Source organism: Kitasatospora sp. cg17-2 (assembly GCF_054031055.1).
The window spans coordinates 4,566,147-4,591,436 of the sequence record NZ_CM132923.1 but is presented as its reverse complement, the minus strand read 5'-3'; the positions used below and the strand labels follow the sequence as shown (position 1 = coordinate 4,591,436).

25 protein-coding genes are annotated in these 25,290 nt (G+C 74.2%); 14 read left to right on the top strand and 11 right to left on the bottom strand.

Annotated elements, in window-relative coordinates; genetic code table 11:
- Positions 1-2: 2 nt before the first annotated feature.
- Positions 3-320, bottom strand: coding sequence for a cupin domain-containing protein (locus tag ACW14Y_RS19280; protein WP_045939570.1), 318 nt, complete (start codon positions 318-320; stop codon positions 3-5).
- A 147-nt stretch (positions 321-467) separates the two neighbouring features.
- On the opposite strand from ACW14Y_RS19280, the gene ACW14Y_RS19275 reads away from it, so the two are divergent.
- Positions 468-734 (top strand): hypothetical protein, encoded by a 267-nt coding sequence (locus ACW14Y_RS19275; protein WP_030393695.1) that lies wholly within the window; start codon positions 468-470, stop codon positions 732-734.
- Between the two features lie 83 nt (positions 735-817).
- On the opposite strand, the gene ACW14Y_RS19270 is transcribed toward ACW14Y_RS19275, so the two are convergent.
- Both ACW14Y_RS19270 and ACW14Y_RS19265 read right to left on the bottom strand, forming a co-directional pair.
- The gene (locus tag ACW14Y_RS19270; RefSeq protein WP_456987820.1) at positions 818-1,975 is read right to left on the bottom strand and encodes an acyl-CoA dehydrogenase family protein; all 1,158 of its coding nucleotides are present in this window, start codon (positions 1,973-1,975) and stop codon (positions 818-820) included.
- 349 nt (positions 1,976-2,324) lie between these two features.
- Positions 2,325-2,639 (bottom strand): hypothetical protein, encoded by a 315-nt coding sequence (locus tag ACW14Y_RS19265; RefSeq protein ID WP_093861524.1) that lies wholly within the window; start codon positions 2,637-2,639, stop codon positions 2,325-2,327.
- Between the two features lie 261 nt (positions 2,640-2,900).
- Between ACW14Y_RS19265 and ACW14Y_RS19260 the strand changes: the two genes are divergently transcribed.
- The 4 genes from ACW14Y_RS19260 to ACW14Y_RS19245 all read left to right on the top strand — a co-directional run bounded on the left by ACW14Y_RS19260 (position 2,901) and on the right by ACW14Y_RS19245 (position 8,550).
- Positions 2,901-3,608: a DedA family protein gene (locus ACW14Y_RS19260; RefSeq protein WP_456987818.1), complete on the top strand. Its 708-nt coding sequence runs from the start codon at positions 2,901-2,903 to the stop codon at positions 3,606-3,608.
- A 127-nt stretch (positions 3,609-3,735) separates the two neighbouring features.
- A complete protein-coding gene (locus ACW14Y_RS19255) occupies positions 3,736-5,607 on the top strand; it encodes a threonine/serine exporter family protein (RefSeq protein WP_456987816.1) in 1,872 nt (623 codons plus the stop codon).
- Between the two features lie 69 nt (positions 5,608-5,676).
- Complete coding sequence (locus ACW14Y_RS19250; RefSeq protein ID WP_456987814.1) at positions 5,677-6,807, top strand: hypothetical protein; 1,131 nt, start codon at positions 5,677-5,679, stop codon at positions 6,805-6,807.
- 321 nt (positions 6,808-7,128) lie between these two features.
- The gene (locus ACW14Y_RS19245) at positions 7,129-8,550 is read left to right on the top strand and encodes a C40 family peptidase (RefSeq protein WP_456987812.1); all 1,422 of its coding nucleotides are present in this window, start codon (positions 7,129-7,131) and stop codon (positions 8,548-8,550) included.
- 97 nt (positions 8,551-8,647) lie between these two features.
- Here ACW14Y_RS19245 and ACW14Y_RS19240 read toward each other — a convergent pair whose 3' ends face one another.
- Together ACW14Y_RS19240 and ACW14Y_RS19235 are read right to left on the bottom strand one after the other, a co-directional pair.
- On the bottom strand, positions 8,648-9,175 hold the full coding sequence (locus tag ACW14Y_RS19240; protein WP_456987810.1) for an SMI1/KNR4 family protein: 528 nt from the start codon (positions 9,173-9,175) through the stop codon (positions 8,648-8,650).
- A gap of 143 nt (positions 9,176-9,318) precedes the next feature.
- Positions 9,319-9,927, bottom strand: coding sequence for a hypothetical protein (locus ACW14Y_RS19235; RefSeq protein WP_456988208.1), 609 nt, complete (start codon positions 9,925-9,927; stop codon positions 9,319-9,321).
- Between the two features lie 175 nt (positions 9,928-10,102).
- On the opposite strand from ACW14Y_RS19235, the gene ACW14Y_RS19230 reads away from it, so the two are divergent.
- Positions 10,103-11,416: a GNAT family N-acetyltransferase gene (locus ACW14Y_RS19230; RefSeq protein ID WP_456987808.1), complete on the top strand. Its 1,314-nt coding sequence runs from the start codon at positions 10,103-10,105 to the stop codon at positions 11,414-11,416.
- Positions 11,417-11,497: 81 nt separating this feature from the next.
- On the opposite strand, the gene ACW14Y_RS19225 is transcribed toward ACW14Y_RS19230, so the two are convergent.
- The gene (locus ACW14Y_RS19225; RefSeq protein WP_266311741.1) at positions 11,498-12,298 is read right to left on the bottom strand and encodes a TetR/AcrR family transcriptional regulator; all 801 of its coding nucleotides are present in this window, start codon (positions 12,296-12,298) and stop codon (positions 11,498-11,500) included.
- 360 nt (positions 12,299-12,658) lie between these two features.
- Here ACW14Y_RS19225 and ACW14Y_RS19220 point away from each other — a divergent pair, with 360 nt between their 5' ends.
- A complete protein-coding gene (locus ACW14Y_RS19220; protein ID WP_456987805.1) occupies positions 12,659-13,201 on the top strand; it encodes a GNAT family N-acetyltransferase in 543 nt (180 codons plus the stop codon).
- Here the strand turns inward: ACW14Y_RS19220 and ACW14Y_RS19215 are convergent.
- Both ACW14Y_RS19215 and ACW14Y_RS19210 read right to left on the bottom strand, forming a co-directional pair.
- On the bottom strand, positions 13,186-13,668 hold the full coding sequence (locus tag ACW14Y_RS19215) for a macro domain-containing protein (protein WP_456987803.1): 483 nt from the start codon (positions 13,666-13,668) through the stop codon (positions 13,186-13,188). The genes ACW14Y_RS19220 and ACW14Y_RS19215 overlap by 16 nt on opposite strands.
- A 9-nt stretch (positions 13,669-13,677) precedes the next feature.
- On the bottom strand, positions 13,678-14,961 hold the full coding sequence (locus tag ACW14Y_RS19210; protein ID WP_456987801.1) for an MFS transporter: 1,284 nt from the start codon (positions 14,959-14,961) through the stop codon (positions 13,678-13,680).
- Positions 14,962-15,132: 171 nt separating this feature from the next.
- Between ACW14Y_RS19210 and ACW14Y_RS19205 the strand changes: the two genes are divergently transcribed.
- Entirely contained in the window at positions 15,133-16,101 is a 969-nt protein-coding gene (locus ACW14Y_RS19205; protein ID WP_380440235.1) for a LysR family transcriptional regulator, read from the top strand.
- A 270-nt stretch (positions 16,102-16,371) separates the two neighbouring features.
- Here ACW14Y_RS19205 and ACW14Y_RS19200 read toward each other — a convergent pair whose 3' ends face one another.
- Positions 16,372-16,998 (bottom strand): YceI family protein, encoded by a 627-nt coding sequence (locus tag ACW14Y_RS19200; RefSeq protein ID WP_456987798.1) that lies wholly within the window; start codon positions 16,996-16,998, stop codon positions 16,372-16,374.
- Positions 16,999-17,187: 189 nt separating this feature from the next.
- On the opposite strand from ACW14Y_RS19200, the gene ACW14Y_RS19195 reads away from it, so the two are divergent.
- The 4 genes from ACW14Y_RS19195 to ACW14Y_RS19180 all read left to right on the top strand — a co-directional run bounded on the left by ACW14Y_RS19195 (position 17,188) and on the right by ACW14Y_RS19180 (position 19,953).
- Positions 17,188-18,339, top strand: a complete 1,152-nt coding sequence (locus ACW14Y_RS19195; RefSeq protein WP_456987796.1) for a DNA polymerase III subunit beta family protein — start codon at positions 17,188-17,190, stop codon at positions 18,337-18,339.
- Between the two features lie 169 nt (positions 18,340-18,508).
- Positions 18,509-18,913 (top strand): helix-turn-helix domain-containing protein, encoded by a 405-nt coding sequence (locus ACW14Y_RS19190; protein WP_380308000.1) that lies wholly within the window; start codon positions 18,509-18,511, stop codon positions 18,911-18,913.
- A 20-nt stretch (positions 18,914-18,933) separates the two neighbouring features.
- Positions 18,934-19,461 (top strand): hypothetical protein, encoded by a 528-nt coding sequence (locus tag ACW14Y_RS19185; protein ID WP_456987794.1) that lies wholly within the window; start codon positions 18,934-18,936, stop codon positions 19,459-19,461.
- Positions 19,462-19,599: 138 nt separating this feature from the next.
- Positions 19,600-19,953: a DUF2516 family protein gene (locus tag ACW14Y_RS19180; RefSeq protein ID WP_380307996.1), complete on the top strand. Its 354-nt coding sequence runs from the start codon at positions 19,600-19,602 to the stop codon at positions 19,951-19,953.
- A gap of 109 nt (positions 19,954-20,062) precedes the next feature.
- On the opposite strand, the gene ACW14Y_RS19175 is transcribed toward ACW14Y_RS19180, so the two are convergent.
- Positions 20,063-21,637 carry a PP2C family protein-serine/threonine phosphatase gene (locus ACW14Y_RS19175; protein WP_380307994.1) on the bottom strand — a complete coding sequence of 525 codons (1,575 nt, stop codon included), beginning with the start codon at positions 21,635-21,637 and terminating at the stop codon, positions 20,063-20,065.
- Positions 21,638-21,875: 238 nt separating this feature from the next.
- On the opposite strand from ACW14Y_RS19175, the gene ACW14Y_RS19170 reads away from it, so the two are divergent.
- Positions 21,876-22,427 carry an O-acetyl-ADP-ribose deacetylase gene (locus ACW14Y_RS19170; protein ID WP_380308018.1) on the top strand — a complete coding sequence of 184 codons (552 nt, stop codon included), beginning with the start codon at positions 21,876-21,878 and terminating at the stop codon, positions 22,425-22,427.
- Positions 22,428-22,590: 163 nt separating this feature from the next.
- Here the strand turns inward: ACW14Y_RS19170 and ACW14Y_RS19165 are convergent, their stop codons facing one another.
- Positions 22,591-23,424, bottom strand: coding sequence for a methyltransferase domain-containing protein (locus ACW14Y_RS19165; protein ID WP_053651105.1), 834 nt, complete (start codon positions 23,422-23,424; stop codon positions 22,591-22,593).
- Positions 23,425-23,871: 447 nt separating this feature from the next.
- On the opposite strand from ACW14Y_RS19165, the gene mshA reads away from it, so the two are divergent.
- Positions 23,872-25,203 (top strand): D-inositol-3-phosphate glycosyltransferase, encoded by a 1,332-nt coding sequence (gene mshA, locus ACW14Y_RS19160; RefSeq protein WP_380308016.1) that lies wholly within the window; start codon positions 23,872-23,874, stop codon positions 25,201-25,203.
- The last annotated feature ends 87 nt before the right edge of the window (positions 25,204-25,290 follow it).

Below are 25,290 nucleotides of genomic sequence, written 5' to 3'. Positions count from 1 at the left end.
CCTCAGGCGGTGACGGCCGTCAGCAGCACCACCGAGTCGATGTGCGCGAGCAGGCCGTGCCGCTCCTGCGGGACGGTCTGCAGCTGACCGGCGGAGAGTTCCTCGCGCCGCCCCGCGACGGTGAGCGACACCCGTCCGCGCAGCACCTGGAGGCTGGCGGCGGCCGGGGCGTTGTGCTCGTCGAGCGAGGTGCCCGCGGTCAGGGCGATCACGGTCTGCCGCAGGACCCCGTCGTGCAGCACCAGATGGGCGCTGCGGCCGTGCGGGCTCTCGGCCGCCCTGGCCGCGTGTTCCGCGACGAGCTGTTCGAGATCCACCATCGCGCGTCCTCCTGCCGTCCTGTTGCCCTGCCGGGGGCCCTTGCGGCCCAGCGTCCCGGACCCGCCCCGCGCCCGCACGCCGAGCGGCGCCCGCGTGCGGACGCGCTCGGCGTGCGGAGGCGGCCGACTGCGCTCATGGTGGAGGGCATGGCGACCAACGAGCGTTCTTTCAGCGGGTTCCAGGTCAACCGCTCGCTGCTGGCCGGCGGCGCGGTGCTCACGGGCATCGGCGCGCTGTTCGGGACGGCGGGTGCGGTGATGGTGTGTGCGGCGCTGGCCACGGCCGGCCGCGACTGGGTGCGGCGGCTGGACACCCCGCCGCAGGCCCTGGCCCAGCGGGCCCTGCACGAGGCCAAGGTGGCGTCCTCGGCGGGCTGGGAGGCCTGGCGCACGGAGCACCACTCGCCCAACTGATCCCCGGGCCGGCGCCGTTCGCCCGTCCGCGCGTTCGCCCGTCCACGGGGACGGGCGAACGCCGACGGGGTCCGGCCGGGCCCCTAGAGGCCGAGCGACTTGGCGACGATGCTGCGCATGACCTCGCTGGTGCCGCCGTAGATCCGGAAGACCCGGTTGTCGGTGTAGAGCCGGGCGATCGGGTACTCCAGGATGTAGCCGTAACCACCGTGCAGCTGAAGGCACTTGTCGATCACGCCGGACGCCGACTCGGTGCAGAACAGCTTCGCCGCCGCGGCGTCCGCGACCGTCAGCTCGCCGTTCTGGTACAGCTCCAGCGCGCGGTCGACCATCGACTGCTGCGCCACCACCTGCGACTCGCAGTCGGCCAGGGTGAACTTGGTGTTCTGGAACTCGGCGACCGTCTTCCCGAACACCTTGCGCTCCTTGACGTACTGCACCGCGAACCGCACCGCCGCCGCGGCGGCCGCGTACGCGCCGACCGCGATCGCCAGCCGCTCCTGCACCAGGTTGTGGGTCAGGTAGGTGAAGGCTCTCCCCTCCTCGCCGAGCAGGTTCTCCACCGGCACCTTGACGTCCGAGAAGGCCAGTTCGGCGGTGTCCGAGCTGCGCAGGCCGATCTTCTGGAGCTTGCGGCCGACCGTGTAGCCGGGGGAGGTGGTGTCCACACAGAGGATGGAGAGCCCGGCCCGGCGGTTGTCCGGGTCGTACGGCGAAGTGCGGCAGACCACCAGGACGAGGTCGGCGAGCACGCCGCCGGTGATGAAGGTCTTGGCGCCGTTGAGGACGTAGTGGGTGCCGTCCTCGGAGAGCCGGGCGGTGGTGGAGATGCCGGCGAGGTCGGAGCCGGCGCCCGGCTCGGTCATCGCGATCGCGGTCATGATGTCGCCGGAGACGAAGCCGGGCAGCCAGCGCGCCTTCTGCTCCTCGTTGGCGTACTCCAGCAGATAGGGCAGCACCAGGCCGGTGTGGACGCCCGATGACCCGAAGCCGACGCCGGCCCGCGCGGTCTCCTCGGCCACCACCGCCTGGTACTTGAAGCCGCTCTCGCCCGCGCCGCCGTACTCCTCGGGCACCTCGATGCCGTAGACGCCGAGCGCGCCCAGGGTGCGGTAGAAGTCGCGCGGCGGGTGGCCCGCGGCCTCCCACTCCTCGTACACGGGGACGACCTCGTTGGCGATGAAGTCGCGGATGGTCTCGCGGAAGGCCTCGTGGTCCTCGGTGAACACGGTGCGGCGCACGGCGGTGCTCCCTTCGACGTGCCCGGCACGGCGTGGCCGGGCGGCCCGCCGATGGCCCCACAAGTTAATCGGGGGTAGCTTCGGCTGTCCAGGGTCGGCGGAGCGGCACGTTCGCGCTGTTCCCGCTGGTCAACGGCGGGGTGCGGAACGGCCGCACAGTGCCCGGCCGGATGCGGGCGACGGCCTGCCGCGGCTCGGCCGGGCCGTGCTCGGCCTCCCGGAGCCGCCGGACCCGGGAGGCCGGAGCGACGCGGCCGGGTGGGCACCCCGCCGCGTGGGGTGCCCACCCGGCCGCGATCGGCGGATGTGCCAGGGGCTGTCAGAGAACCCCTCGGGGGCGGAGCGTCGCTCAGCCGCCGATGTGCGGGGCGAACAGGGCGGCGAGGTTGCCGTTGCCCTGGAGGGCGCCGATGTTGCCGGCGTTCCCGGTCGCCGCGAGGGTGTTGTTCTGGTTGCTGGCGCCCGAGCCGGTGGCGGTCTGCTGGGTGCTGACCACGTTGCCGTGGACGTTTCCGATGATGTTGCCGGAGCCGGTGTTGCTCACCACGCTGCTGTTGGAGTGGTGGTCCGCGCCGGCGCCGTTGTCGGCGTGGGCGGTGCCGATGCCGGCGAGGAGGAAGGCCCCGAGGGCGGTGACGGCGGCGGCTGCGCGGATACGGGACACGATGGTCTCCCTGAGGGTGGAGTGCGAATGGTGGCGCGTTCCGGAGTGGCCGCTCCGAAGCGCCGTTGCCTGACGTCGCACGACCAGGATTCATCAGGGCCCCGGAAGAACTCCACCGAATGGGCGAGGATTCGCCCGATGGTGGTACCCGGATGATTGTCCGACTGCTGCCCGGACCTGGGGTGTTCGAAGGTTCCTTGGTGAATGCTTTACTGTTTCATTGCCAAGAGTCGACCCTTCAGGCCCTCAGGAGTCCGCCCCGTGACCAGCCTCGCCCTCGGCCCGTCCTGGCTCGATCCGACCTACCTGATCTCCACCTTCGGGCTGATCGGCATCCTGGCCATCGTCTTCGCCGAGTCGGGCCTGCTGATCGGCTTCTTCCTCCCGGGCGACTCGCTGCTCTTCACCACCGGTCTGCTGGTGGCCGGCGGCACCTACCTGCACCAGCCGCTCTGGCTGGTCTGCGCGCTGATCGTGCTGGCGGCGGTGGCCGGCGACCAGGTCGGCTACCTGTTCGGACGGAAGGTCGGACCGGGCCTGTTCCGCCGCCCCGACTCCCGGCTGTTCAAGCGGGAGAACGTGGAGAAGGCGGCCGCCTTCTTCGACCGGCACGGCCCGAAGGCGATCGTGCTGGCCCGGTTCGTGCCGATCGTGCGCACCTTCACCCCGATCGTCGCCGGGGTGGGCGCGATGAACTACCGGGTCTTCGTCCTCTTCAACGTCATCGGCGGCGTGCTCTGGGGCGCGGGCGTCACGGTGCTCGGCTACTTCCTCGGGCAGATCCCGTTCGTCCGGGAGAACATCGAGGCGATCCTGGTCGGCATCGTGCTGGTCTCGGTGGTCCCGGTGGCCGTCGAACTGCTCCGCGCCCGGCGCTCCGGCCGGGCCGCGGCGGCCGACGGAGCCGGGCACCCGGACCGTGCCGAGGCCCCGACGGCCGGGGCCGGCGGCCGCCATCGCGCCGGGTAGGCGTCCGCGCCCGGCCGGGTCCGCCGCCCCGTACATGTGCGTCCGGCAGTTCGATCGGGCATGGTGTATCCCGAGATCGAACGGCGGCCCGGGGGACCGGCACCGCCAGGGGTGGCAAGGAGCGGAAGTGCCGAAGCGGGGCCGGCCGGGCGGCGGCAAGAAGGCCAGGGGCGGCCGGGGCGGCCGAACGCCCCGGCCGCAGTCCCGGCCCGCCCCGGAGCCGCGCCCGCTCCACCCGTCCGCCGCGCCGCCCACCGAGGGCCTGCTCGGGCACCCCGCCCCGGTCGTCGAACCGACCGTGGAGATCCCGCTCCTGCTGCCCGCGCCCGAGACCAGGGGCCTGCTGGCACCCGAACCGGAGCCGGAGCCGGAGGCGGAGGCCCGGCCCGAGCCCGGTGCGTCGGCGGTCGACGCGCCACCCGCGGAGGCGGTGCCGGCCGACGGCGAGCCGGCCGCCCCGGGCCGGCGCCGCCGTTCGGTGGCCGAGGACACCCTCACCCCCGAGGAGTGGCGGGCCGCCGGCTACACCCCGCCGCTCGGCATCCCGGTCGGCGCCCTCAGTCCCGGCGCGCCCGGCGAGGCGCCGTGGCCGGACCGGATGCGCACCCTGCTGCGCACCCCGATGTCCGAGCGCCCGGCCTTCGAGCGCACCGCCCGCGAGCTGCACCCCTCGGTCGCCGCCGGCCGCAACGTCCCGCGCGTCCTCGACCTGACCCTGCGCATCGGCGAACTGCTGCTGGCCAGCGGCGAGGCCGCCGAGGACGTCGAGGCGGCCATGCTCGGGATCGCGCACGCCTACCGGCTGGACCGCTGCGAGCCGCAGGTCACCTTCACCCTGATCGGCATCTCGCACCAGCCCTCGCTGGTCGAGCCGCCGATCACCGCCGACCGGGTGGTCCGCCGCCGCACCTCCGACTACACCCGGCTGAACGCGGTGTACGAGCTGGTCGCGGACATCACCGCCGAGAAGGTGAGCGTCAACGACGCCTACCGCCGGCTCGCGGCGATCCGCCGCAACCGCCACCCCTACCCGGCCTGGATGCTCGCCCTGAACACCGGTCTGCTGGCCGGCGCGGCAACCTTCCTGGTCGGTGGCCGGCTCGACGACAAGGCCGGGCTGGTCTTCCTCAGCGCCTTCGTCGCCGCCGTGCTCGGCGACCGGCTGGCCTCGCTGATCGCCCGTCGCGGCCTGCCGGAGTTCTACCAGTTCGTGCTGGCCGCGATGCCGGCCGCGGCCTCCGGCATCGTGCTCTCCTTCAACGACCTGGGCCTGCGCGGCTCGGTGGTGATCACCGGTGGGCTGTTCGCGCTGCTGCCCGGGCGCGCCCTGGTCGCGGCGGTGCAGGACGGTCTGACGGGCTTCTACATCACCGCGGCGGCCCGGCTGCTGGAGGTGATCTACCTGGTGGCGGGCATCGTCATCGGCGTGATGCTGATCCTCTATCTGGGGGTGGGCTTCCAGGCGAAGCTCAAGCCGGACGAGTCACTGGTGGGGGTGAGCTACCCGCCGGTCCAGATGGTCGCGGCGCTGGTGCTGACCTGCGCCTTCGCGATGCTGCTGCAGACCGACCGGCGCTCGCTGGCGCTGGTCACCCTGAACAGCGGCATCGGCTGGGCCAGCTACGGGGTGCTGGCCTACAACGCCCAGCTCTCGCCGATCGTCGCGACCGGTGTGGCGGCCGGCCTGGTCGGCCTCTTCGGCCAGCTGATGGCGCGCTACCGCAACGGCTCCGCGCTGCCGTACGTCACCGCCGCGATCGGGCCGCTGATGCCCGGTTCGGCGCTCTACCTCGGCATGCTGTCGTTCGCCCAGGGCCACGCCAGCGGCGGCCTGGTCCAGATCACCAGGGCGGCGGCGATCGCCCTGGCGCTGGCCATCGGGGTGAACCTGGGCGGGGAGATCGCCCGGCTCTTCATGAAGCTCCCGGTCGGGGTCGAGCGGCCGTCGCTCGCCCCGGTGATCCCGCGCCGGGCGGCCAAGCGCACTCGCGGTTTCTGACGCCGATCGTTGGCCTCCGGGCCATGTCGTGGCAGACCGCACGCAGCACCAGGAACGAAGGTAAGACGCATGACCACACTGCTGGACGGCTACCGCGAGCACATCGTCGCCGCGCACAAGCAACCGCTGTTCCTGCTGCTGGTCGGGTTCATCACCTCGTTCGTCTTCATCCGGTTCAGCGTGCGGATGATCAGGGCCCAGGTCCGCTGGTGGCCCGGCAACGTGACGCCCGGCGGGCTGCACATCCACCACATGGTCTTCGGCCTGGGCTTCCTGCTGGTCGGCGGCATCGGGGTGTTCGCCACCTACGGCGGCCACCCGTGGATCGACCTCTTCGGCCTGCTCTTCGGCATCGGCTGCGGTCTGGTGCTGGACGAGTTCGCGCTGATCCTGCACCTGGACGACGTCTACTGGAGCGAGCAGGGCCGCAAGTCGGTGGACGCGGTGATCTTCGGCATCCTCTTCACCGGCCTGCTGCTGGTCGGCTACGTGCCGCTCGGCGCGGAGCCCACCGGGGAGACCAGGTGGGGCCTGGTCACGGTGATCTCGGTGAACGCGCTGGCCATGGTCGTCACCCTGCTCAAGGGCAAGATGTGGACCGGTCTGCTCGGCATCATGGTGCCCGGCCTCTCCTGGGTCGGCGCGATCCGGCTGGCCCGGCCGAGCAGCCCCTGGGCGCGCTGGCGGTACGCCGGACGCCCGCGCCGCCGGGCCCGGGCGCTCCGGCGCGAGCGTCGTCTGCACCGGCGCGCGGACATCGCCCGCACCTGGCTTTTCGACCTGATCGCCGGGGCGCCGGACAAGGTGTCGGCCAACCACCCTGCCGCCCACCGGGTGGCCGAGCGGATGGCCGCCCGGGCCAGCGCGCACCTGGACGCGCACGCCGCCCGGGCGCTGACCCGGCGCTCCGCGCGGCTGGCCGACCGGCGCTCGGCGGCGGGCGGGGAGCACCCGTCGGGCAACCACCGGACCTCCGGGGCGAACGGCAACGGGGGCGCCGGCAACGGGGCGGCGTACGGCGGGGCGGGCGGCTACGGCGGGTCGGCCGATCAGGCGGGGCCGCGGGACGGGTCCCAGCGGCGCCGTCGCACCGTCCGGGCCGGCCGGGACCGGACGTACGCCGTTCGGCCGACCGGGCAGCCCCTCCGTCCGGGGCGACACCGCTGGCTGCGGCCGAGGACGCGTCGGATGAGCCGTTAGTTCGCATACTCTGGCCGCCCGGTCGGGGCCGTTCTGCGGTCGGATCATCGGATGGTCACCCGGCCGGCGGTGCGGACTTGAGGTGTGAAACCCGCCCCGCTTGAGAACATGGCGTGCAGTGACCGTCTTGTCACGGAATGGGCTGTTCTGTCGCACCTCTCGGCGCCGGACGGGCGAGGGGCGGACGGTGGGCGGGTGACGGACCGGCGATCCGCCGGAGCCGGTCGGCCCCCGCCGCCGCCCCCGGTCCCGGCGCCGCCCCGGCCGCACCGCGGCGCGGGTGCGCGGCCGCTCCCTCGTGACCGTTCGAAGGGATGAATCGTGGCGCGCAGATTCCTGCCGACCCTCCTGTTGTCCCTCACCGCCCTGCTCGGACTGCTGCCCGTCGCGGCGGCCGCCCCGGTGGAGCCGGGCGAGCCCAGCGCCGCCGCCGAACCGTCCGGGCCCGGGGCCGGTTCTTCCGGCGGGCCCGGTGCCGCCGGGGTTCCGGGGGAGGGGGCCTACCCCTCCGTCGAGGAGATCGACCGGTCCCGGGCCGAGGCCGACGCCACGGCCGGCTCGGTCACCGCCATCGAGGCCGGCCTCACCGCCGCCAGGGCCGAACTCGACACCGCCGCCCGGACCGCCGAGCAGGCCGTCGAGGCGTACAACGGCGCCCAGCTGGCCCTCACCCGGGCCCGGGCCGAGGAGTCCGCCGCCGCCGACCGGTCGGCGGCGGCCGAGGCCGAGCGGTCCGCCGCCGCCGAGGACGCCGCGGCCCTGGCCGCCGAAACGTACCGGCAGGGCACCAGCGCCGAGCTCTCCGCGATCAACGCCCTGCTCGGCGCCCGCGGCCCGCGCGAGGCCGGGGACCGGGCCGCCGTGGTCGGGATCGCCAGCGACCGCTCCCGGCAGATCCTCGACGCGGCCGTCTCCACGGCCGCCGGGGCCGGTCGGGCCGCCGCCGCCGCGCGCACCGCGGCCGAGGCCGCCGAACGGGCCGCCGCGGCGGTCGGCGCGGCCCGGGAGCAGGCCGAGGCCCGGCTGACGGAGCAGCAGAACCAGGTCACGTCCACCGGCCTGAGACGCGAACGACTGCTCGCCGACCTGGCGGCCGCCCGCCACACCACCGTCGAACTGGAGCGGCAGCGGCGCGAGGCGCTGGAGGCGATCGCGGCCCGGGAGGCCGAGGCGGCGGCGCGCGCGGCCGCGGAGAAGGCGGCCGCCGAGCGCGAGGCGGCGGAACGGGCCGCGGCCGAGCTGGCCGCGGCGGAGAAGGCGGCGGCGGAGAAGGCGGCCGCCGAACGGGCCGCCGCCGAGGCCGCTGCCGCCGCCGCTTCCACCCCCGCGAAGGCCGGCCAGGCCGCCGCCGCACCCCCGGCCGGACGGCCCTGGTCGGCGGAGAACGCGGCCTCCGCGGTGGCCTTCGCCCGCGCCAGGATCGGTCTGCCCTACATCTGGGGCGGCGAGGGCCCGGCCGGCTACGACTGCTCGGGGCTGACCATGATGGCCTGGCGCGAGGGCGGCAAGCGGCTCAACCACTTCGCCGCCGACCAGTACGCGCAGTCCACCCCGGTCACCTACCGCCAGCTCCGCCCCGGCGACCTGGTCTTCTGGAGCGCCACCGGCCGGGCCGCCGACATCCACCACGTCGGCCTCTACATCGGCGACGACCAGATGATCGAGGCCCCCCGGGTCGGGATGCCGATCAAGCAGGCCAGCCTCTGGATCATGGGCACCCCGGACTTCTACGCCCGGCCCTGACCGGCCGCTGACCGGCCGCCGGTTCTCGAACTCGGCCCCGCTTCCTCACGAGCCCGTCGCCGTGGCTGCGCGGGCGAGGAGCGGGCGGGACACGGAGTCAGCGGCAGAGATCCATGATCGTGTCGTCGAAGTCGGGGAACTCCCGGGCTGCTTGCTCGATGACGGCGGTGGGCGGCTGCTGCCGGTCGGGGGCGAATCGTTCCGCGACGGCCGTGAGCTTCGGGTTGGGCCGCGGCACCCAGCCGTGTTCGTACGAGGTGGCTGCTTCCCAGGGGCCGAAGCCGCCGGCCAGCAGCCACAGGAAGTCGCCCAGGTCGCGTGCCAGTACGCCGGTCTCGCCCTCGGAACCGAGGAAGACGACGGGCTGCTCCGTGAGTGGTCGGCCCGGGCGGACCAGCCAGAACGCCGCGTATCCACCCGTGCCGTCCTGGCCGAACACACGGAAGTCGTCACCGTTCAGCTCCGTGTTGCCGGTCCAGGACCGGAACCAGTCGGTGGTGTCCTCGGCGGACCGGAAGTCCGGGAAGGGCTCGAAGTCGATCCCTTTGCCGTCGTCGTAGTCGAACGGAACCGCCAGTGCGGCGGCGAGTGCGACAGGGAGCTGTCGATCACTGGTATCAGTCACGCGGAGAGGCTAGCGACGACCACTGTCATCGACCTCGGCCCACCCCGGACGGACGGGACGCCGGCACCCACGACCTCGTCCGTCCCACCGACCCCGTCACGGGTGGAGCCTGTACCCGCCGTGGACCGTCACGGCGTCGGCGGTCACAGGTTCAGGGCCTCGGCGAGGGCGGCGGTGACCGGGCCGGCGTGACCGGGCAGGTGGTGGGCGGCCCATCCGGCGGCCAGGGTGTGGAAGGCCGTCAGGTCGCGCTCGACGCCGGCGAGCAGGCGGCGGGCCTCGGCGGCCGGGAGCTCGATCACCGGGCTGTCGTCCAGTTCCGCGTCGACGAGGAGGCGGACGGTGTCGCCCGTGCGTTCGACCTGGGCGACGGGCTCGTGTCCGAACACGGTCGCGCCGCCGCCGTCGAGCACGTCGAACCAGTCGCGCCACTCCCCGATCCCGGTGCAGCAGCCCGGCAGGGAGGTGGTGCCGGTGGCGTCGTCCGCCACCCGCAGCCCGCCGGCCGCGTGGACGGACTCGAAGGTGAGCAGCCCGTGCAGGAAGGAGTCGAGCGGCTCGCGCGGGCGCGGCGGACGGCGGGGGCGTTCCCGGGGCTCGGGGTCGAGGTCGTTGAAGGCGACGATGCGCATCACCGCCGTGCCGACCTCGGCCGGGGTGAGCCGGCCGTGCAGCGTCAGGAACGGGTCGACCTCGGCGACCGGCCAGAGGTCGAAGCCGTCGGAGTCCCAGAAGTCCAGCACGGGCTGCATCACGATCACCGGAGCCACTGTTCCGCAGGTCCCGGGCGTTTCGCACCGGAATTTCGCGTGGGGGCCGTGGGGGTCGCGGTGGGAGCCGGGGCTGCCGGGCGGTCCGTCAGGGGGCGGCGTCCAGGAGCGGAATAAATCGGATGCCGTCGCCGAAACCCCGCCGTACCGTGGGCGGATGGGCAACGAGACGAACGGCGGGCCCCGGGAGCCGGGCAGCGGCCGACCGGGGGAGCAGACCGGCGCGGGCGACGGGATCGAGATCCGCGCGATCGGCGAGGACGAGGTCGAGGCGTGGGACCGGGCGCTCGTCAAGGGCTTCCTGCGTCCGCACATAGGTCCGGCGACGGACTTCCGCCGTCGGCAGTGGGAGCCGGGCCGGATGGTCGGGGCGCTGGCCGACGGCCGGTTCGTGGCCACCTTCCGCAGCTTCGACACCGAGCTGACCGTCCCCGGCGGCGCGGTCGTCACGGCCGACGCGATCACCGCCGTCACCGTGACCGCCACCCACCGCCGGCGCGGCCTGCTCCGCCGGATGATGACCGCGGACCTGGCGGCCGCCCGCGAGCGCGGCGTCCCGGTCGCGATCCTGATCGCCGCCGAGTACAACATCTACGGCCGCTACGGCTTCGGCCCCGCGACCCGGGGCCACGGCTGGAACATCGACCTGCTCCGGGCCGGCGGCCTGCGGGACGGCCTGCCCACCGTGCCCGGCGGGCGGATCGACCTGGTGGAGATGGCGGAGCTGCGCAAGATCGGCCCCGAGCTGTTCGACCGCTGGCGGGTCACCCAGGCGGGCGTGATCGGCCGGGACGAGCTCTTCTGGCAGCGGTCGACCGGCGAGATCGAGGTGCCCGGCTTCGACTGGAAGGAGCCGTTCGCGGCCGTCCACCGGGACGCCGACGGCACCCCGACCGGTCTGGCCGTCTACCGGATCGACGACGAGTGGGACGGCTCCTACCCCAACTGCACGCTCACCCTCGTCGACCTGTTCGCCCTCGACCGGCCCACGGCCACCGAGCTGTGGCGGTTCGTCTGCTCGATCGACTGGGTCCGCAAGGTCGTGGTCGAGAACGTCGGCCCGGACGACCCGCTGCCGGTGCTTCTGAACGACCCTAGGGCGGCGACGCCGCACGTCGACAACGCCGACTACATGTGGCTGCGGGTGCTCGACATCGAGGCCGCGTTCAACGCCCGGACGTACGGCGCGGCCGGTCGCACGGTGCTGGAGGTCGACGACCCGGCGGGCTACGTGGCCGGGCGCTGGGCGGTCGAGGTCGCCGCGGACGGCACCGGACGCTGCGTCCGGACGACCGACGAGCCCGATCTGGCGCTGGGCGCCTCGGCGCTGGGCGCGCTCTACCTGGGCGGCGAGACGCTGCCGCGGCTCGCCGTGGCCGGGCTGGTCACCGAGCTGCGCCCCGGCGCGGCGGCGGCCGCGGACCTGCTGTTCCGCACGCCGCTGGCGGCCTGGAACATCGACGGATTCTGATGCGCCCGCACGGATCGAGAACGGCCGGCCCGCTGCCCGCGGTCCGGCCGTTCCGCTTTGCTGAGTGCGGTTCTCCGCGCGCTATTTGACGGCGGTCTTCCCGATGGTGGGAAGGATGAAGTCCTGGATGAGTCCCTTGGCGTCACGGACGATCGGGCGGAACACCCGATAACGCGAGAGGTTGATCACCCGGGCCGCCATGGGGGTGGACCGACGGACGAATTCCCGGGTCCGTTCGGTGTCCTCGGTCCGGTCGAAGACCCAGTAGAGGACGACGACCATGAGGTGCAGCCAGAGCACGTCGGGCAGCAGCTCGACCAGTTCGGCGTCCAGCTTCGGTGCCAGGTCGGAGCCCTGCAGCACGTCGCGGAACAGTGCGACCGCGGTGGCCCGGGCCGGGTGCGACTCGTTGGAGAACGGGCTCAGGGCGCTGGAGGGGTCGGCCGCCGTGCGGAAGAACTGCGCGGCGAACTCGTGGTACGGGGCCGCCGTGTCGAGCCAGGAGACCAGGGCGATCTCCAGGCGCTCGGCGAAGTCCCGGGTGTCGGCCATGCGATTCCTGGCGTCCGCCGCGTGGTCGTACGTCATCCGGTCGTAGAAACCCTGGATGAGAAATTCTTTTGCCGAGAAGTAGTAATAAGCATTTCCGACCGAAACACCCGCCTCGGCGGCGATGGCCCGCATGGTGGTCTTCTCGTAGCCGCGCTCCTGGAAGAGCCGCATCGCGGTCTCCAGGATCAGGGCCCGGGTCTGCTCGCTCTTGTCCGTCTTCGGCTGGGCGCGACTGCCACGTGTCTCGGCGGGTGCCGAAGGGGTGCCGCCGTCGGTGCCGCTGCCGTCGTTCGTCGCGCTCGGGCCGTTCGTCGCTGCCAGGTCGTCCACGGCCCCGAGCCTAGGCCCTCTCTGTCGGATCACGCCGGGCGGGCGCCGCCGGAGCACGCACCTCGCCGGCTTGTCGTCGGTCGCCGATGCTCCGCATGGACTCCCTCCTCCGCACCGCCGAGGCACGCACTCCAACAACGCCCACTGGTCCGACGTGATCCGACAGAGAGGGCCTGACCCGATCGGCCGAGTCCCAGGCGGTGCCGGCACGGACGGCACCGGATGCCCCCTCCGCATCCGGTGCCGACGCGGGCACCGTTCTCCGTGAACTCTTCTCGAATCTCTTCGAACGCGTTCAAAAGCATGCCATGACTTCGAGCAGGGCTTGAACGCGTTCAGGCCGGATGAGAGGCTCGTTCCGTGATCACCACCATCCGCCGGGGGAACGCCCGGGACGCCGACGCCGTCGCCGCACTGCACGCCGCCAGCTGGCGCAGCGCGTACACCGGTCTCGTCCCCGACAGCGCCCTCGGCGACGGGCTGGCGGACGAGCGGCGCGAGATCTGGGAACTGCGGCTGAGCGTCGACTACGGAAGCCCGGAGGCGACCCCCGAACTGCTGATCGCCGAACGGGCGGGCGACACCGTGGGATTCGCCTACCTGGTCCCGATGCCGGACGGCCGGGTGCTGCTCGACAACCTGCACGTCCGCCCCGGGCTGACCGGCTCCGGGATCGGCGGGGACCTGCTGGACGCGGCCCGCGCCCATGTCGCCCGACAGCACCCCGGGGCCGACCTCTACCTGGAGGTGCTGCAGGCCAACACCCGCGCGATCGCGTTCTACGAGCGCGCCGGCGGCAGGCGCACCGCGGCCGGGCAGGGCGTCTTCCCCGGTGGTCACACGCTGCCCGAGTACGAGTACACCTGGTCGGCCGTCGCGCCGGCCGGTCAGTCGCGGTCGTAGACCGTCACCGGCACCCCCCGTTCCGTCAGCCGGGCCCGCACCAGCGGCTCCACCGACTCCCAGCGCCCGCCCGCCAGTCCGCAGCCGATCCGCGGCATGTGCACCGAGGCGCCGAGGGCCAGCGCGTGCCCGCCGAGTGTCGCCAGCGCGGTGTCGATCGCCTCGTACCGCACCGGCGGCCCGGAGGAGCGACCCTTCCGGATGCCGCGCTGGCCGATCAGGTTGGCCACCCAGAGGTACTCCGCGACCTGGACCAACTGGACCGCGCCGAGCCCGAAGTCGTTCTCCGCGCGCTCCCGGTGCCACCGCCGGTACGCCGCCTCCGGCTCGGCCCAGCGCCGGGAGACCGCCAGCACAAACCCCTTCCCCCAGCCCCCGAGGTCGTTGCAGACGTGCGCGATCACCTTCGCCCCCTTGCCCAGGGGCGCCGTGGCATCGCCCCGGACGTATTCGACGGTGCTGGTCATGCCCGAAAACTAGCGGGTGGTACTGACAGTGGCTCCGGAAGCCGTTCGGTCCGAGGGCCGGGCCCCGACGCCCAGGTGGCGGCGGCCCGCGAGGGCGATCAGCAGGGCGAGCGCCGCCGCCCCCGCCGGGATCCAGTAGCCCGCGCCGGGCCCGGCGTGTTCGGCGAGGGTGCCGGCCAGCGCCGAACCGGCGGATATGCCGATCATGATCCCGGACACCGCGATCGCCATCGCCTCGTTCAACTGCCGCTGGGGCAGCAGCTCCTGGATCAGCGTCATGCCGGTGACCATGGTCGGCGCGGTGCCCGTGCCGGCCACGAAGAGGGCGACGCCTAGCAGTGCGAGCCCCGCGCCGCCCAGCCCGGCGGCGAGCGGCAGGAGCAGGAGCCCCGCCATCGCCGCCACGCCCCGCAGGAAGCGCGCACCTGCGGGGCCGGTCGGCCGCAGGGTGCCGAAGACCAGCCCCGCCACACAGGATCCGGCCGCCACCAGGGCCAGCAGCCCGCCGGCGACCGGCCGGTTCCCCAGCGCGTCCGCGTACGCGACGGTGGTCAGGTCGAGTGCGCCGAAGACCATGCCGGTGCTGAGGAAGGTCAGGGTGAGCACCCGGAGCGCCGGTACCCGCAGCGGCGAGCGCGTTCCGTCCGTGGCGCCGGTGCCGGTGCCGGTGCCGGTGGCGGTGGCGGTGGGGCGGGCGGCCGTCGGCGGTTCGGTCCGCCGCTGGGCCGCGAAGAGCAGCGCGCCGCCCGCACCGGCCCCGCCGGCGGCGAGCATTCCCGCCTCCGGGGCGACCGTCGTGCACAGGACCATGCCGAGCACCGGTCCGGCCATGAAGCAGAGCTCGTCCAGGGCCTGTTCCAGGGAGTTGGCGAGGTGCCGGTCGTCCGGTGCGTCACGGAGCAGGTGCGCCCAGCGGGCCCGCGCCATGCCGCCGAGGTTCGGCACCGCGGACCCGGCCGCCCAGCAGAGGTAGAGCGTCCAGTCGGGCGCGCCGAGGCGGACGCAGAGCAGCAGTCCGCACAGCGGTACCAGGTTGTACAGCACCGCCGGGACGGTCACCCGGGCCTGCCCGAACCGGTCGACGAGCCGGCCGATCAGCGGCATGCCGATGGCCACGGCGACCAGCCCGGCCGCGGCGACGGTGCCCGCGAGCGCGTAGGAGCCGCGCCGTTCGGCGATCAGCACCACCAGGGAGACGCCGGTCATCGACATCGAGAGCCGGGCGAGCAGTCCGGCCAGGGTGAAGGCGACGGTGCCGGGCCGGGTGAACAGACGTCGGTACGGGGCGAGCACGGGACTCCGCGGGAGAGAGGGGGAGGGGAAGGGCTCCAGCCTCGGGCCGCCGGTCGTTCGCGGTCCAACACCTGTTCCGCCGGACTGACAACAGAATGCTGTTGACGGGGGTCGGGCGGCCTTCGTACGGCCCCGCCCGACCGGTCGGCCCCGCGTTGCTAGCCTGCCGCCATGCCCCACGACCTGCACCCCCGCCTGCTGCGAGGCTTCGTCGCGACCGCCGAGACGCTGCACTTCGGCCGCGCCGCGGAGCGGCTGCACGTGGCCCAGCAGGCGCTCAGCCGGGACGTCCGGACGCTGGAACGGCTGCTCGGCGACACGCTGTTCCTCCGCACCACCCGCAGTGTCGAACTCACCACCGCCGGGCACGGGTTGCTGCCCAAGGCGCGCCGACTGCTGGCCCTGCACGACGAGATCCTGGCCGGTGTCGCGCACCGGCCGCTGCTGCTCGACCTCAACAGCGACGTGACCGGCCCGGACCTCACCAGCGACCGGCTGCTCCAACGGGCCCGTGCCGCCTGGCCGGAGGGCGAACTGCTGGCTCGCTTCCACGGCGGTCTGGCGGCCGCGGCCACCGAACTGCTCGCGCACCGGCTGGACGTGTCGTTCGGCCGCTACGCCGGACTGCCTGCCGGGGCGAGGTCCCGGCTCGCGCAGCGCCCGGTCAGGTTGGAGGCGGTCTCGGTGATGATGGCGGCCGGCCACCCGCTGGCCGGACGGCCGGCGCTGCGGCTCGCCGAACTGGCCGGGCACCCGGTGGACATCTGCGCGGGCAATCCGGCGACCACCGAGTGGGCCGACCTCGGCCGGCTGCTGCTGGACGAGCACGGTCTGGACGCGGCGCCCCCGCGGGTCCCGCCGGTGGGGGTCGACGAGACGGCCCGCTACCTGGCCCGGCACGGCGACCCGATGCTGACCACCGTCGGCGGCCCGGTGCTGCCGGGTGCGGTGAACGTGCCGCTGGTCGAGCCGGTCCCGCTCAGTCTGGTGAGCCTGGTGCACCGCCCGGACCTGCGGCATCCCGGGCTGACCGCGCTGCTGGCGGCGGCGGCCGAACTCGGCGCGCGCGAGCGCTGGTTGCGCCGCCCGGCGGGCAGCTGGCTGCCGGTGCCGGACGCCGCGCTGCTGGCGGTCCAGTAGGGGACCGGCCGGCCGATCGGATTCGATCGATTCACCGGCCCGGGACTCACCGAACCGGGACTCACCGGAGCCGGATTCACCGGCCCGGGATTCACCGGATCAGGAATCACCGTGCCACGACGGGTTGTTGTGGCGGGATACGACTCCACCCCTGCCGCTCGGGGGTCGGCAGCGGTGGAATCGGGTGCCGGCGGGCGGTCGGCCGGAGGGCCGACGCGCGCGCCCGCGCTGTCGGGAGCCCCGCAGGGCCCGCAGCCGAGGTCGGCCGGGTCAGGCCGCCTTCACGGCGGAGATGTCGAAGGTGAGCTTGACCTTCTCGCCGATCAGCACGCCGCCGGTCTCCAGCGCGGCGTTGTAGGTCAGGCCCCAGTCGGTGCGGTCCAGGACGGCCTTGCCCTCGAATCCGACCCGGTCGGCACCGTAGGCGTCGACGGCGTGACCGGTGAAGTCGAGGTCCAGGGTGATCGGGCGGGTGACGTCCTTGATGGTCAGCTCGCCGCTCATCCGGTAGGACTCGTCGCCCACCCGCTCGGCGGCGGTGCTGCGGAAGCGCATCTCCGGGAAGGTCTCGGCGGCGAAGAAGTCGCTGGTGCGCAGGTGCTCGTCGCGCTGGGCCTGGTTGGTGTCGATGCTCGCGACCTTGATCACCAGATCGGCGCGGGAGTCGGTCGGGGTGGTGCCGTCCAGGTGCAGCTTGCCCTCGTACTCGGTGAAGCGGCCCTTGACGTTGGTGACCATCGCGTGGCGGACGGCGAAGCCGATCTCGCTGTGGGTGGTGTCGATGGTCCAGTCACCGGTGAGGTGGCCGAGCCCGAGGTCCTGGCCGGCCGGGTTCTCGGCGACGGCGACGGCGGTGGTCGCGGTCTCGATGGTCTTGGTGCGGTTGAACAGGCCCATGGCTCCTCCTCGGGTTCGAAGCCATTTGTTTAGGCTTCAACTTGATGTCTCCACTGTAGACCCGACTCGTTCAAAGTTCAACCAATGATCGCGAGAACTTCCGTCCGGCGTGTCGGGCGGCGGTATCGTCGGCCCGGTCCGGCCTCCCCGCTTGACCCTCGACCCGGTCGAGGCCCCAGAGTCCCCGGCATGGAGAGCGACCTGCGCAGCATCGGCGAGCTGGCCCGCGACAGTGGTCTGAGCATCAGCGCCCTGCGTTTCTACGACGGCGCCGGGGTGCTCGCCCCCGCCCGCGTCGACCCGCGCACCGGCTACCGCTGGTACGCCCCGGGGCAGCTCGCCGACGCCCGCCTGCTCGCCCGGCTGCGCCGGGTGGGCCTGCCGCTGGCCGACATCCGGGCCGTGCTCGGCGCGGCGCCCGGCAGCGGCGCCGCCCAGCGACTGGTGGACGGGCATCTGCGCCGGCTGGAGGACGGCCTCGCCGACGCGCGCCGCGAACTCTCCTCGATCCGCCGGTTGATCGACCAGAGGGAGAACCCGATGACCACGACCCCCGTGGAGTACCGCTTCACCGTTCCCGCCCGGGAGCTGGCCGAAGCCCTGGACGCGGTCCGCTTCGCCGTCGGCGGCGACCCCGAGCTGCCGGTGCTGTCCGGCGTGCTGTTCGACCTCGACGGCGGTCTGCTGCGGCTGGTCGCGACCGACCGCTACCGGATCGCCCTCGCCGAGGTGACTGTGGAGTCTTCGAGGTCCGAGGGGTCCGAGGAGTCCGTGGCGCCTGCCGCACCTGCCGCACCTGCCGCGCCCGCCGCGTCGGCCGTCGTGCCGGTCGCGCTGGCCGACGCCGTCCGCGCGCTGCTCGGCTCCGCCGAGGGGGCGGTGGAGCTGGCGCTCGGCGCCGGGGAGGTGCGTGTCACGGTGGGCGGCCACCGGATCGAGGGCGCCGCGCTGGACCACGACTACCCGGACTACCGGCCCCTGGTCCGGCTGGAGCCGGTCCACCGGATCGACCTGCCCGCCGCCGAGCTGCGCGCGGCCCTCGTGTCCGCCGCGACCAGCAGCCTGCCGTCCGGACCGCACGGCGCGGCCTGCGAGGTCGCCCTGCTGACCGTCGACGGCGAGGGCCGGTTCGCCGTCGCCGCGCCGGACGCCGAGGCCGACGGGGCCGCGGGTGCCCTCCGGGTGGCGGTCAACCGCGACTTCCTCCTGGAGGCCCTCCCGGTCGACGCCCCGGGGCAGCTGGTCCTCGAACTCGGCGGCCCGATCACGCCCCTCGCCGTCCGCCCCGCCGACCGCCCCGGCACCTTCTCCGTCCTGATGCCGGTCCGCCTCCCCGCCTGAGCCCGAAGCCTCCCCGCCCGACACCGGAGCCCGCCCGACACCGGAGCCCGCCCGGCACCGGAGCCCGCCCGGCACCGGAGCCGGCCCGACGCGCCTCGCGTCGGGTCGGCTGTTTGCTGGCGCTAGCACGGTGCTTGCAATTGCAAGCGCGGTGGGGCAGGGTGTTCGCATGGCCTCACTGAACGTCGGCCCGCTGGGCGAGTACATCCGCGAGCAGCGGCGCAATGCGCAGTACTCGCTGCGGCAGCTGGCGGAGGCCGCCGGCGTGTCCAACCCCTACCTCAGCCAGATCGAGCGAGGGTTGCGCAAGCCGAGCGCGGAGATCCTGCAGCAGATCGCCAAGGCACTGCGGATCTCGGCGGAGACGCTCTACGTCCAGGCCGGAATCCTGGAGGAACGGCGCGGTGAGGGCCTGGAGCTGCGGGCCTCGATCCTGGCCGATCCGCTGATCAACGAGCGGCAGAAGCAGGCGCTGCTCGCGGTCTACGACGCCTTCCTCAAGGAGAACGCCGCCGAGGACCCGGCCGGAGGCGTGGGCGGGAGCACGGACGAGCACCGGGGCGAGGCACCCTAAACACCACGGGAGGACCGGCCATGCCGATCACGGACGACATCAAGAAGACCCTGACCGACCCGACCCCGCTCTACGCGCTCGCCGGAGCCGGCGACCTCGCGTACGAGAAGCTCCGCGAGGTGCCGGGCCGGGTGGAGGCGCTCGCGGCCGACCGCAAGGGCACCCAGGAGAAGGCCACCGCCGCGCTGGCCGAGGCCCAGGCCCGGCTGGTCGACGCGCAGGCCAAGGTCAGCGGCTCGGTGACCGCCCTGCCGACCGACCTGAAGGCGCTGCAGGAGAAGGCGCAGAGCTTCGCCCTCCAGCAGGTCGGCCGCGCCGTCGAGCTGGCGGTCAAGGCCAAGGAGACCTACGACGACCTGGCCGAGCGCGGCAAGGTCGCGGTGGACCGGGGCCGTGGCGCCGACGACGGGGCCGTCGCGGGCGAGGCCGTCGCCGAGCGGGTGGACCCGGAGTCGGCCGAGGCCGGCGAGCTGGTCGAGGGCGAGCTGGTCGAGGAGGAGGCGCCGGTCGCCCCGAAGCGCGGCCGGTCCCGCAAGAGCGCGGAGTAGCTCCGCGCCGGCCGGGCCGGAGCTCCGGCACCCCGGGGCACGTCGGGTGCCGCCGGGCCGTTTGACCCCTTGGTGGACCGTGCGCCGTGCCAGGATGGGCGGGCAGGTGTGCCGCAGCGAGACGCAGAGGAGGCCGTGATGGGCGGAGTGGCCCAGATTCTGATCCTGGACTACTTGAACCCGTTCTGGTGGCTGGCCGTCGCCATCCTGGGCTACAAGCTGTTCGCCCTGGTCGACGCCGCCACCCGCCCGGAGGACGGGTACCGGGCGGCCGACAAGAAGACCAAGGGTTTCTGGCTGGCGGTCCTCGGTATCGCGTTCGGTCTGGACCTGCTCTTCGGCGCCAACTTCATGACCAGCTTCCTCACGCTGGGGGGCCTGGTCGCCGCGATCGTCTACGTGGTCGATGTCCGCCCGGCGATCCGCGCGCTCACCAACCGGGGCGGCGGCCGGGGCGACCAGCGCAACATGGGGCCGTACGGACCCTGGTAGCCGCTCGGGCCCGGCGACGGGCCCGGCCCCGACAGCAGTGGACAGCCGGGCCCCGGTCGTCCGGGCGGAGCGACCCGCCGGACGACCGGGGCCCGGCCGTTCCCGGCCGTCAGCCCAGGATCAGCTGGGTCGGGTTGCGCTCCAGCAGCAGCACCGCGACATCGTCCGTCAGGGCCCCGCCGTTCAGCTCCTCGACCTCGGCGATCGCGCTGTCGACCAGCCGCCCCCGGGTGAGCCCGGCGGACTGGTGGTCGCCGATCAGCTCGGCCAGGCCGTCCTGGCCGAGGCGGCGCGAACCGGCGCCGATCCGGCCCTCGATCAGTCCGTCCGTGTAGAGCAGCAGCCGCCAGCCGCGGCGCAGCTCGAAGACGTGCGACGGCCAGACGGCCTGGCCGTCGTCGCAGGGGAGCAGTCCGAGGGCGGGGCCGGCGTGCTCGGCGGGGAGCCCGATCGGGGTGTGGTCCTCGCCGAGCAGCAGCGGCGGGGGATGGCCGGCGAGGTAGAGCCGGGCCCGTTCGACGGCCCCGGGGTTGCCGGGGTCGACCGGCTCGATGACCAGCATGCACAGCGTCGCGAAGATCTCGTCGCTGCGCCGTTCGTGCTCCAGGACGTGCTGGAGGGTGGTCAGCAGGGTCTCGCCGGTGAGGCCGGCGAAGACCAGGGTGCGCCACGCTATCCGGAGCGCCACCCCGAGCGCGGCCTCGTCGGGGCCGTGGCCGCAGACGTCCCCGATCACCACGTGGACGGTGCCGTCGTCGGTGCGGACCGCGTCGTAGAAGTCGCCGCCGAGCAGGGCGCGGCGGCGGCCGGGGCGGTAGCGGCGGGTGAAGGAGAGGTTGGCACCGTCGAGCAGCGGGGTGGGCAGCAGGTGGCGCTGGAGGCGGGCGTTCTCCTGGCCGCGCAGCTCGGCCTCGACGAGCCGGCGCTGCGACTCGTCGGCACGCTTGCGTTCGACGGCGTACCGCAGGGCGCGGGCGAGCAGCGGGCCGTCGGTCTCGTTCTTGATCAGGAAGTCCTGGGCGCCGGCGGCCACGGCGGCCGCTCCGAGTTCGGCGCCGGCGGCGTCGGTGAGCACCACGACGGCGGTGTGCGGGGCCCGGCGGAGCAGCTCGTGCAGGCCCTCCAGACCGTCGGAGGGGTCGGAGGGGTGGGGCAGGTCGGCGGGGGCGGCGAGGTCGAGCAGGACGCAGCTGAAGTCGCCGCCCCGGCCGGGATCGCCGCCGCGCGACCGGCCGCGCCGGGAGCCGGACGAGGTGGGGGCGAGCAGGGCGAAGGCCTGGTCGAGGCCGCGGGTCCAGTGGATCTCGATCGGGGCGCCGCTGTCGGCCACCGCGGCCTTGAGCAGGTGGGCATCGGTGGCGTCGTCCTCGATGACCAGCAGTTTGAGCGGGGCGGTGACGGGGGAGGTGGCCGGTCCGGTGGTCGGCGCCGGTCCGGCGGCGGCCTTCGACCGGGGGTGGGGTATCGGCGCGGTGGCCTTGGCGGGGCGCTCCGAGCGCCGGTCCGCCCGGCGTTCCGGTGGCCGGGCCGGGTGCTTCCCCGGCGTCGGGGTGCGGTCGGGAGCGCAGCCGTGGGCGGGCGCTCCGGGGGCGGACCGGTCCTGGGCGTGCCCGGGTCGGGCGCCGCCCTGGGCGCCCGGCGAGCCCGTGGCACCAGGTGCCCGCCCGTCTCCCGTTGCGGGCATCGACTGATCCTCCCTTTCCCCGAGTGCGTAACGGCCGACGTCCGTCCGCAGTGCCCGCTCGGCACCCTGCGTCGGGGAACTTCTGGCGACCATAACGTGATCTCCGGGGATTTCTCTGGCCGGCCGGCGTCGTTGTGGCTCGTGCCGTGCCGGTGGCAGTGTGACGGACAGGGCGGGGAAGTGAGCGGTGGCCCGTGGAGCGGGCGCCGGGTCGGGTCTGGAAAGGGGTTGTGACACGGTGACGCGCATCACCCTGGTCGAGGGTGACATCACGGCGCAGCAGGTGGACGTGGTGGTGAACGCCGCCAATTCCTCATTGTTGGGCGGTGGTGGGGTGGACGGTGCGATCCACCGCCGGGGCGGACCGCGGATTCTGGCGGAGTGCCGCGAGCTGCGGGCCTCACGGTACGGGCGGGGGCTGGCCACCGGGCGGGCGGTGGCGACCACGGCCGGTGACCTCCCGGCCCGCTGGGTGGTGCACACCGTGGGGCCGGTCCATCTGGCGGACGAGTACGAGGAGCGGGCGGAGCTGCTGGCCTCCTGCTACCGCGAGTCGCTCCGGGTGGCGGCGGAGCTGGGCGCGCGCACGGTGGCCTTCCCGGCGGTGTCGGCCGGGATCTACGGGTGGCCGCCGGCGGATGCGGCCAGGATCGCGCTCGGGACCGTCGCGGCGGTGGTGGCGGAGCGCGAGGACGGGCCGGAGGAGGTGCGGTTCGTGCTGTTCGGGGCGGAGATGTACGAAGTCTTCGCCGGGGTCGGACGGGAGCTGGGGCTGACGGGGCAGGAGTGAGGTACTGACCGGGTGCTCCCATGGTGGCGTGACGGGGCGTCAACACGCCAGAGATATTCGATAACTCGTTCGAGTGAATCCGTGGACTCGCTCGCGGGCACTCGCCGAGCTGCCCGTCCGGTGCGCCGCCGGTCGGGGGAGCGGGCCGGGGGACCGGTGGCGGCTACGGGGCCAGGGCCGTCCACGGCAGGGTGACCTCGCCCTGCCGCCACCGGCCGCGCGCGTCCACCAGCGGCCAGGCCCCGGCCAGCGCGGTGCAGGCGGCCACCCAGCGCTGCCGGGCGCCGAACGCCCCGTAGGGCGCGGCCGCGGCCCAGGCCCGGTCGAAGTCGCGGAGGAACGCGTGCACCGGCCGGCCCGGCACGTTGTGGTGGATCAGCGCCTTCGGCAGCCGTTCGGCCAGGTCGGACGGCCGGTCGAGGCCGCCCAGCCGGGCCGCGAAGGTGACCGTCCTCGGTCCCTCCGGGCCGAGCGCCACCCAGACGTGCCGGCGGCCGATCTCGTCGCAGGTGCCCTCGACCAGCAGCCCGTCCGGGGACAGCCGGGCGCACAGCCGCTCCCAGACCGAGGCCACCTGGGACTCGTCGTACTGGCGCAGCACATTGGCGGCCCGGATCAGCTGGGCGGACCCGCCGCCGTCCAGCGGGACCTCGAAGCCGCCGCGCCGGAAGGTCAGCAGCGGCGGCACCGCGTACGGCAGCGCCGCGGCGACCCGGGCCGGTTCGATCTCGATGCCGACCACCCGGACGTCCGGCCGTACCGTCCGCAGCCGCCCGGACAGCTCGACGGCCGTCCACGGGGCGGCGCCGTACCCGAGGTCGACGGCGGTCGGCGGGCGGTCGGCGGACCGCAGCGCGGGCCCGAGCGTGTGGGCGATCCAGCGGTCCATCCGCCGCAGCCGGTTGGTGTTGGTGGTGCCGCGGGTCACGGTGCCCACCGGCCGCCGGGCCGGTCCGCGGGCGGGCGCGGTCGCGGAATCGAAGGAGGAGGCGGCCATGTCCCTCAGGGTACGGGCCCGGCCCCGACCGGACGGCGGGTGCCCTGCGGCGGACCCGCGGGCACTCCGAGGCGGGCCCGCGACGGGGCGGCGGCTGGGCGGCGGCTGGGCAGCGACCGGAGCCACCGGCGGGGCCGCGGGCACCGACCCCCGGCCACGTGGGCCATCTCGTCCGGCGATCCGGGAATGCGGGTCGCCGATCGCGTGGTTGGCAGACTGGTGGTGATGTGTGCCCGGACGGGGCGGCAGGCCGACGCGCGCCCCGGGCGGACGTCCGGCCGGGCGGCGCGGGCGGCGGCGCACACACCGGAACACGCAGGAAACAGGCAGTAGGCAGCAGGCAAGGGCTGCGAGGCGGGCAGCACACGAGGAGGCTTCAGCCAGGTGATCCAGCACCCCGTCCGTTCGGTACGCCGTGCCCAGTCGGCCACGCCCGCGCGCGGCCGGATCCAGTCGCTCGTCCAGGCCGGCCGGCGCCGCCCGCGCCGGATAGCGATGCTCAGTGTCCACACCTCCCCGCTGCACCAGCCGGGCACGGGCGACGCGGGCGGCATGAACGTCTACATCGTCGAGCTGGCCAAGCGCCTGGCCGCGCTCAACATCGAGGTCGAGGTCTTCACCCGGTCGATCTGCTCGGACGACGAGCCCACCGTGGAGCTGGCCCCCGGCGTGCTGGTGCGGCACGTCACGGCCGGTCCGTACGAGGGACTGGTCAAGGAGGACCTGCCGGCCCAGCTCTGCGCCTTCACCCACGGGGTGCTGCGCACCGAGGCCGGCCACCGGCCCGGGCACTACGACCTGGTCCACTCGCACTACTGGCTCTCCGGCCAGGTCGGCTGGCTGGCCGCGCAGCGCTGGGGCGTCCCGCTGGTGCACACCATGCACACCATGGCGAAGGTGAAGAACGCGGCGCTGGCCGAGGGCGACACCCCCGAGCCGACGGCCCGGGTCATCGGCGAGACCCAGGTGGTGGAGGCGGCTGACCGGCTGATCGCCAACACCACCGAGGAGGCCGCCGAGCTGGCCCGCTTCTACGCGGCCCGCCCCGAGCAGCTGGCCGTCGTCCACCCGGGCGTCAATCTGGACGTCTTCCGCCCCGGCGGTGCGGGCGCCCCGGGGACGGCGGAGGCCCGCCGCGCCGCCCGGGCCCGGCTGGGACTGCCCGCCGACGCGGCGGTGCTGCTCTTCGCGGGCCGGATCCAGCCGCTGAAGGCCCCGGACGTGCTGCTGCGCGCGGTCGCGGTGCTGCTGGAGCGGCGTCCGGAGCTGCGCGAGCGGCTGGTGGTGCCGGTGGTCGGCGGTCCGTCCGGCACCGGCCTGGCCCGTCCGGAGAGCCTGCACAAGCTCGCCGCCCAGCTGGGCATCGGCGATGTGGTGCGGTTCCACCCGCCGGTCGGCCAGGCGATGCTCGCCGAGTGGTACCGGGCCGCGACCGCGCTGGTGATGCCCTCGTACAGCGAGTCGTTCGGGCTGGTCGCGCTGGAGGCGCAGGCCTGCGGCACCCCGGTGGTCGCGGCCGCGGTGGGCGGCCTGCCGGTCGCCGTCCGGGACGGCGTGACGGGCACCCTGGTGCACGGCCACGACCCGGCGGACTGGTCGCGGGCGCTGGAGCCGTACGTCGTCGACCCGGAGCTGGTGGTCCGGCGGGGCGGTGCGGCGGCGCGGCACGCGGCCGGGTTCGGCTGGGACACCGCCGCCGCGACCACCGCCGAGGTGTACGCCGGCACCCTGGCCCGCCCGGCGGGCCGGCTGACCGGGGCCCGCAGGCTGCTCGCCTGAGCGGCCGGGGCGCGGGCCGCGCCCCGGCCGCCCGTCGCCGGGCCTCGGCGCGACCCGCGCTGCTGCGCGCCGCCGTACTCCCGAGTA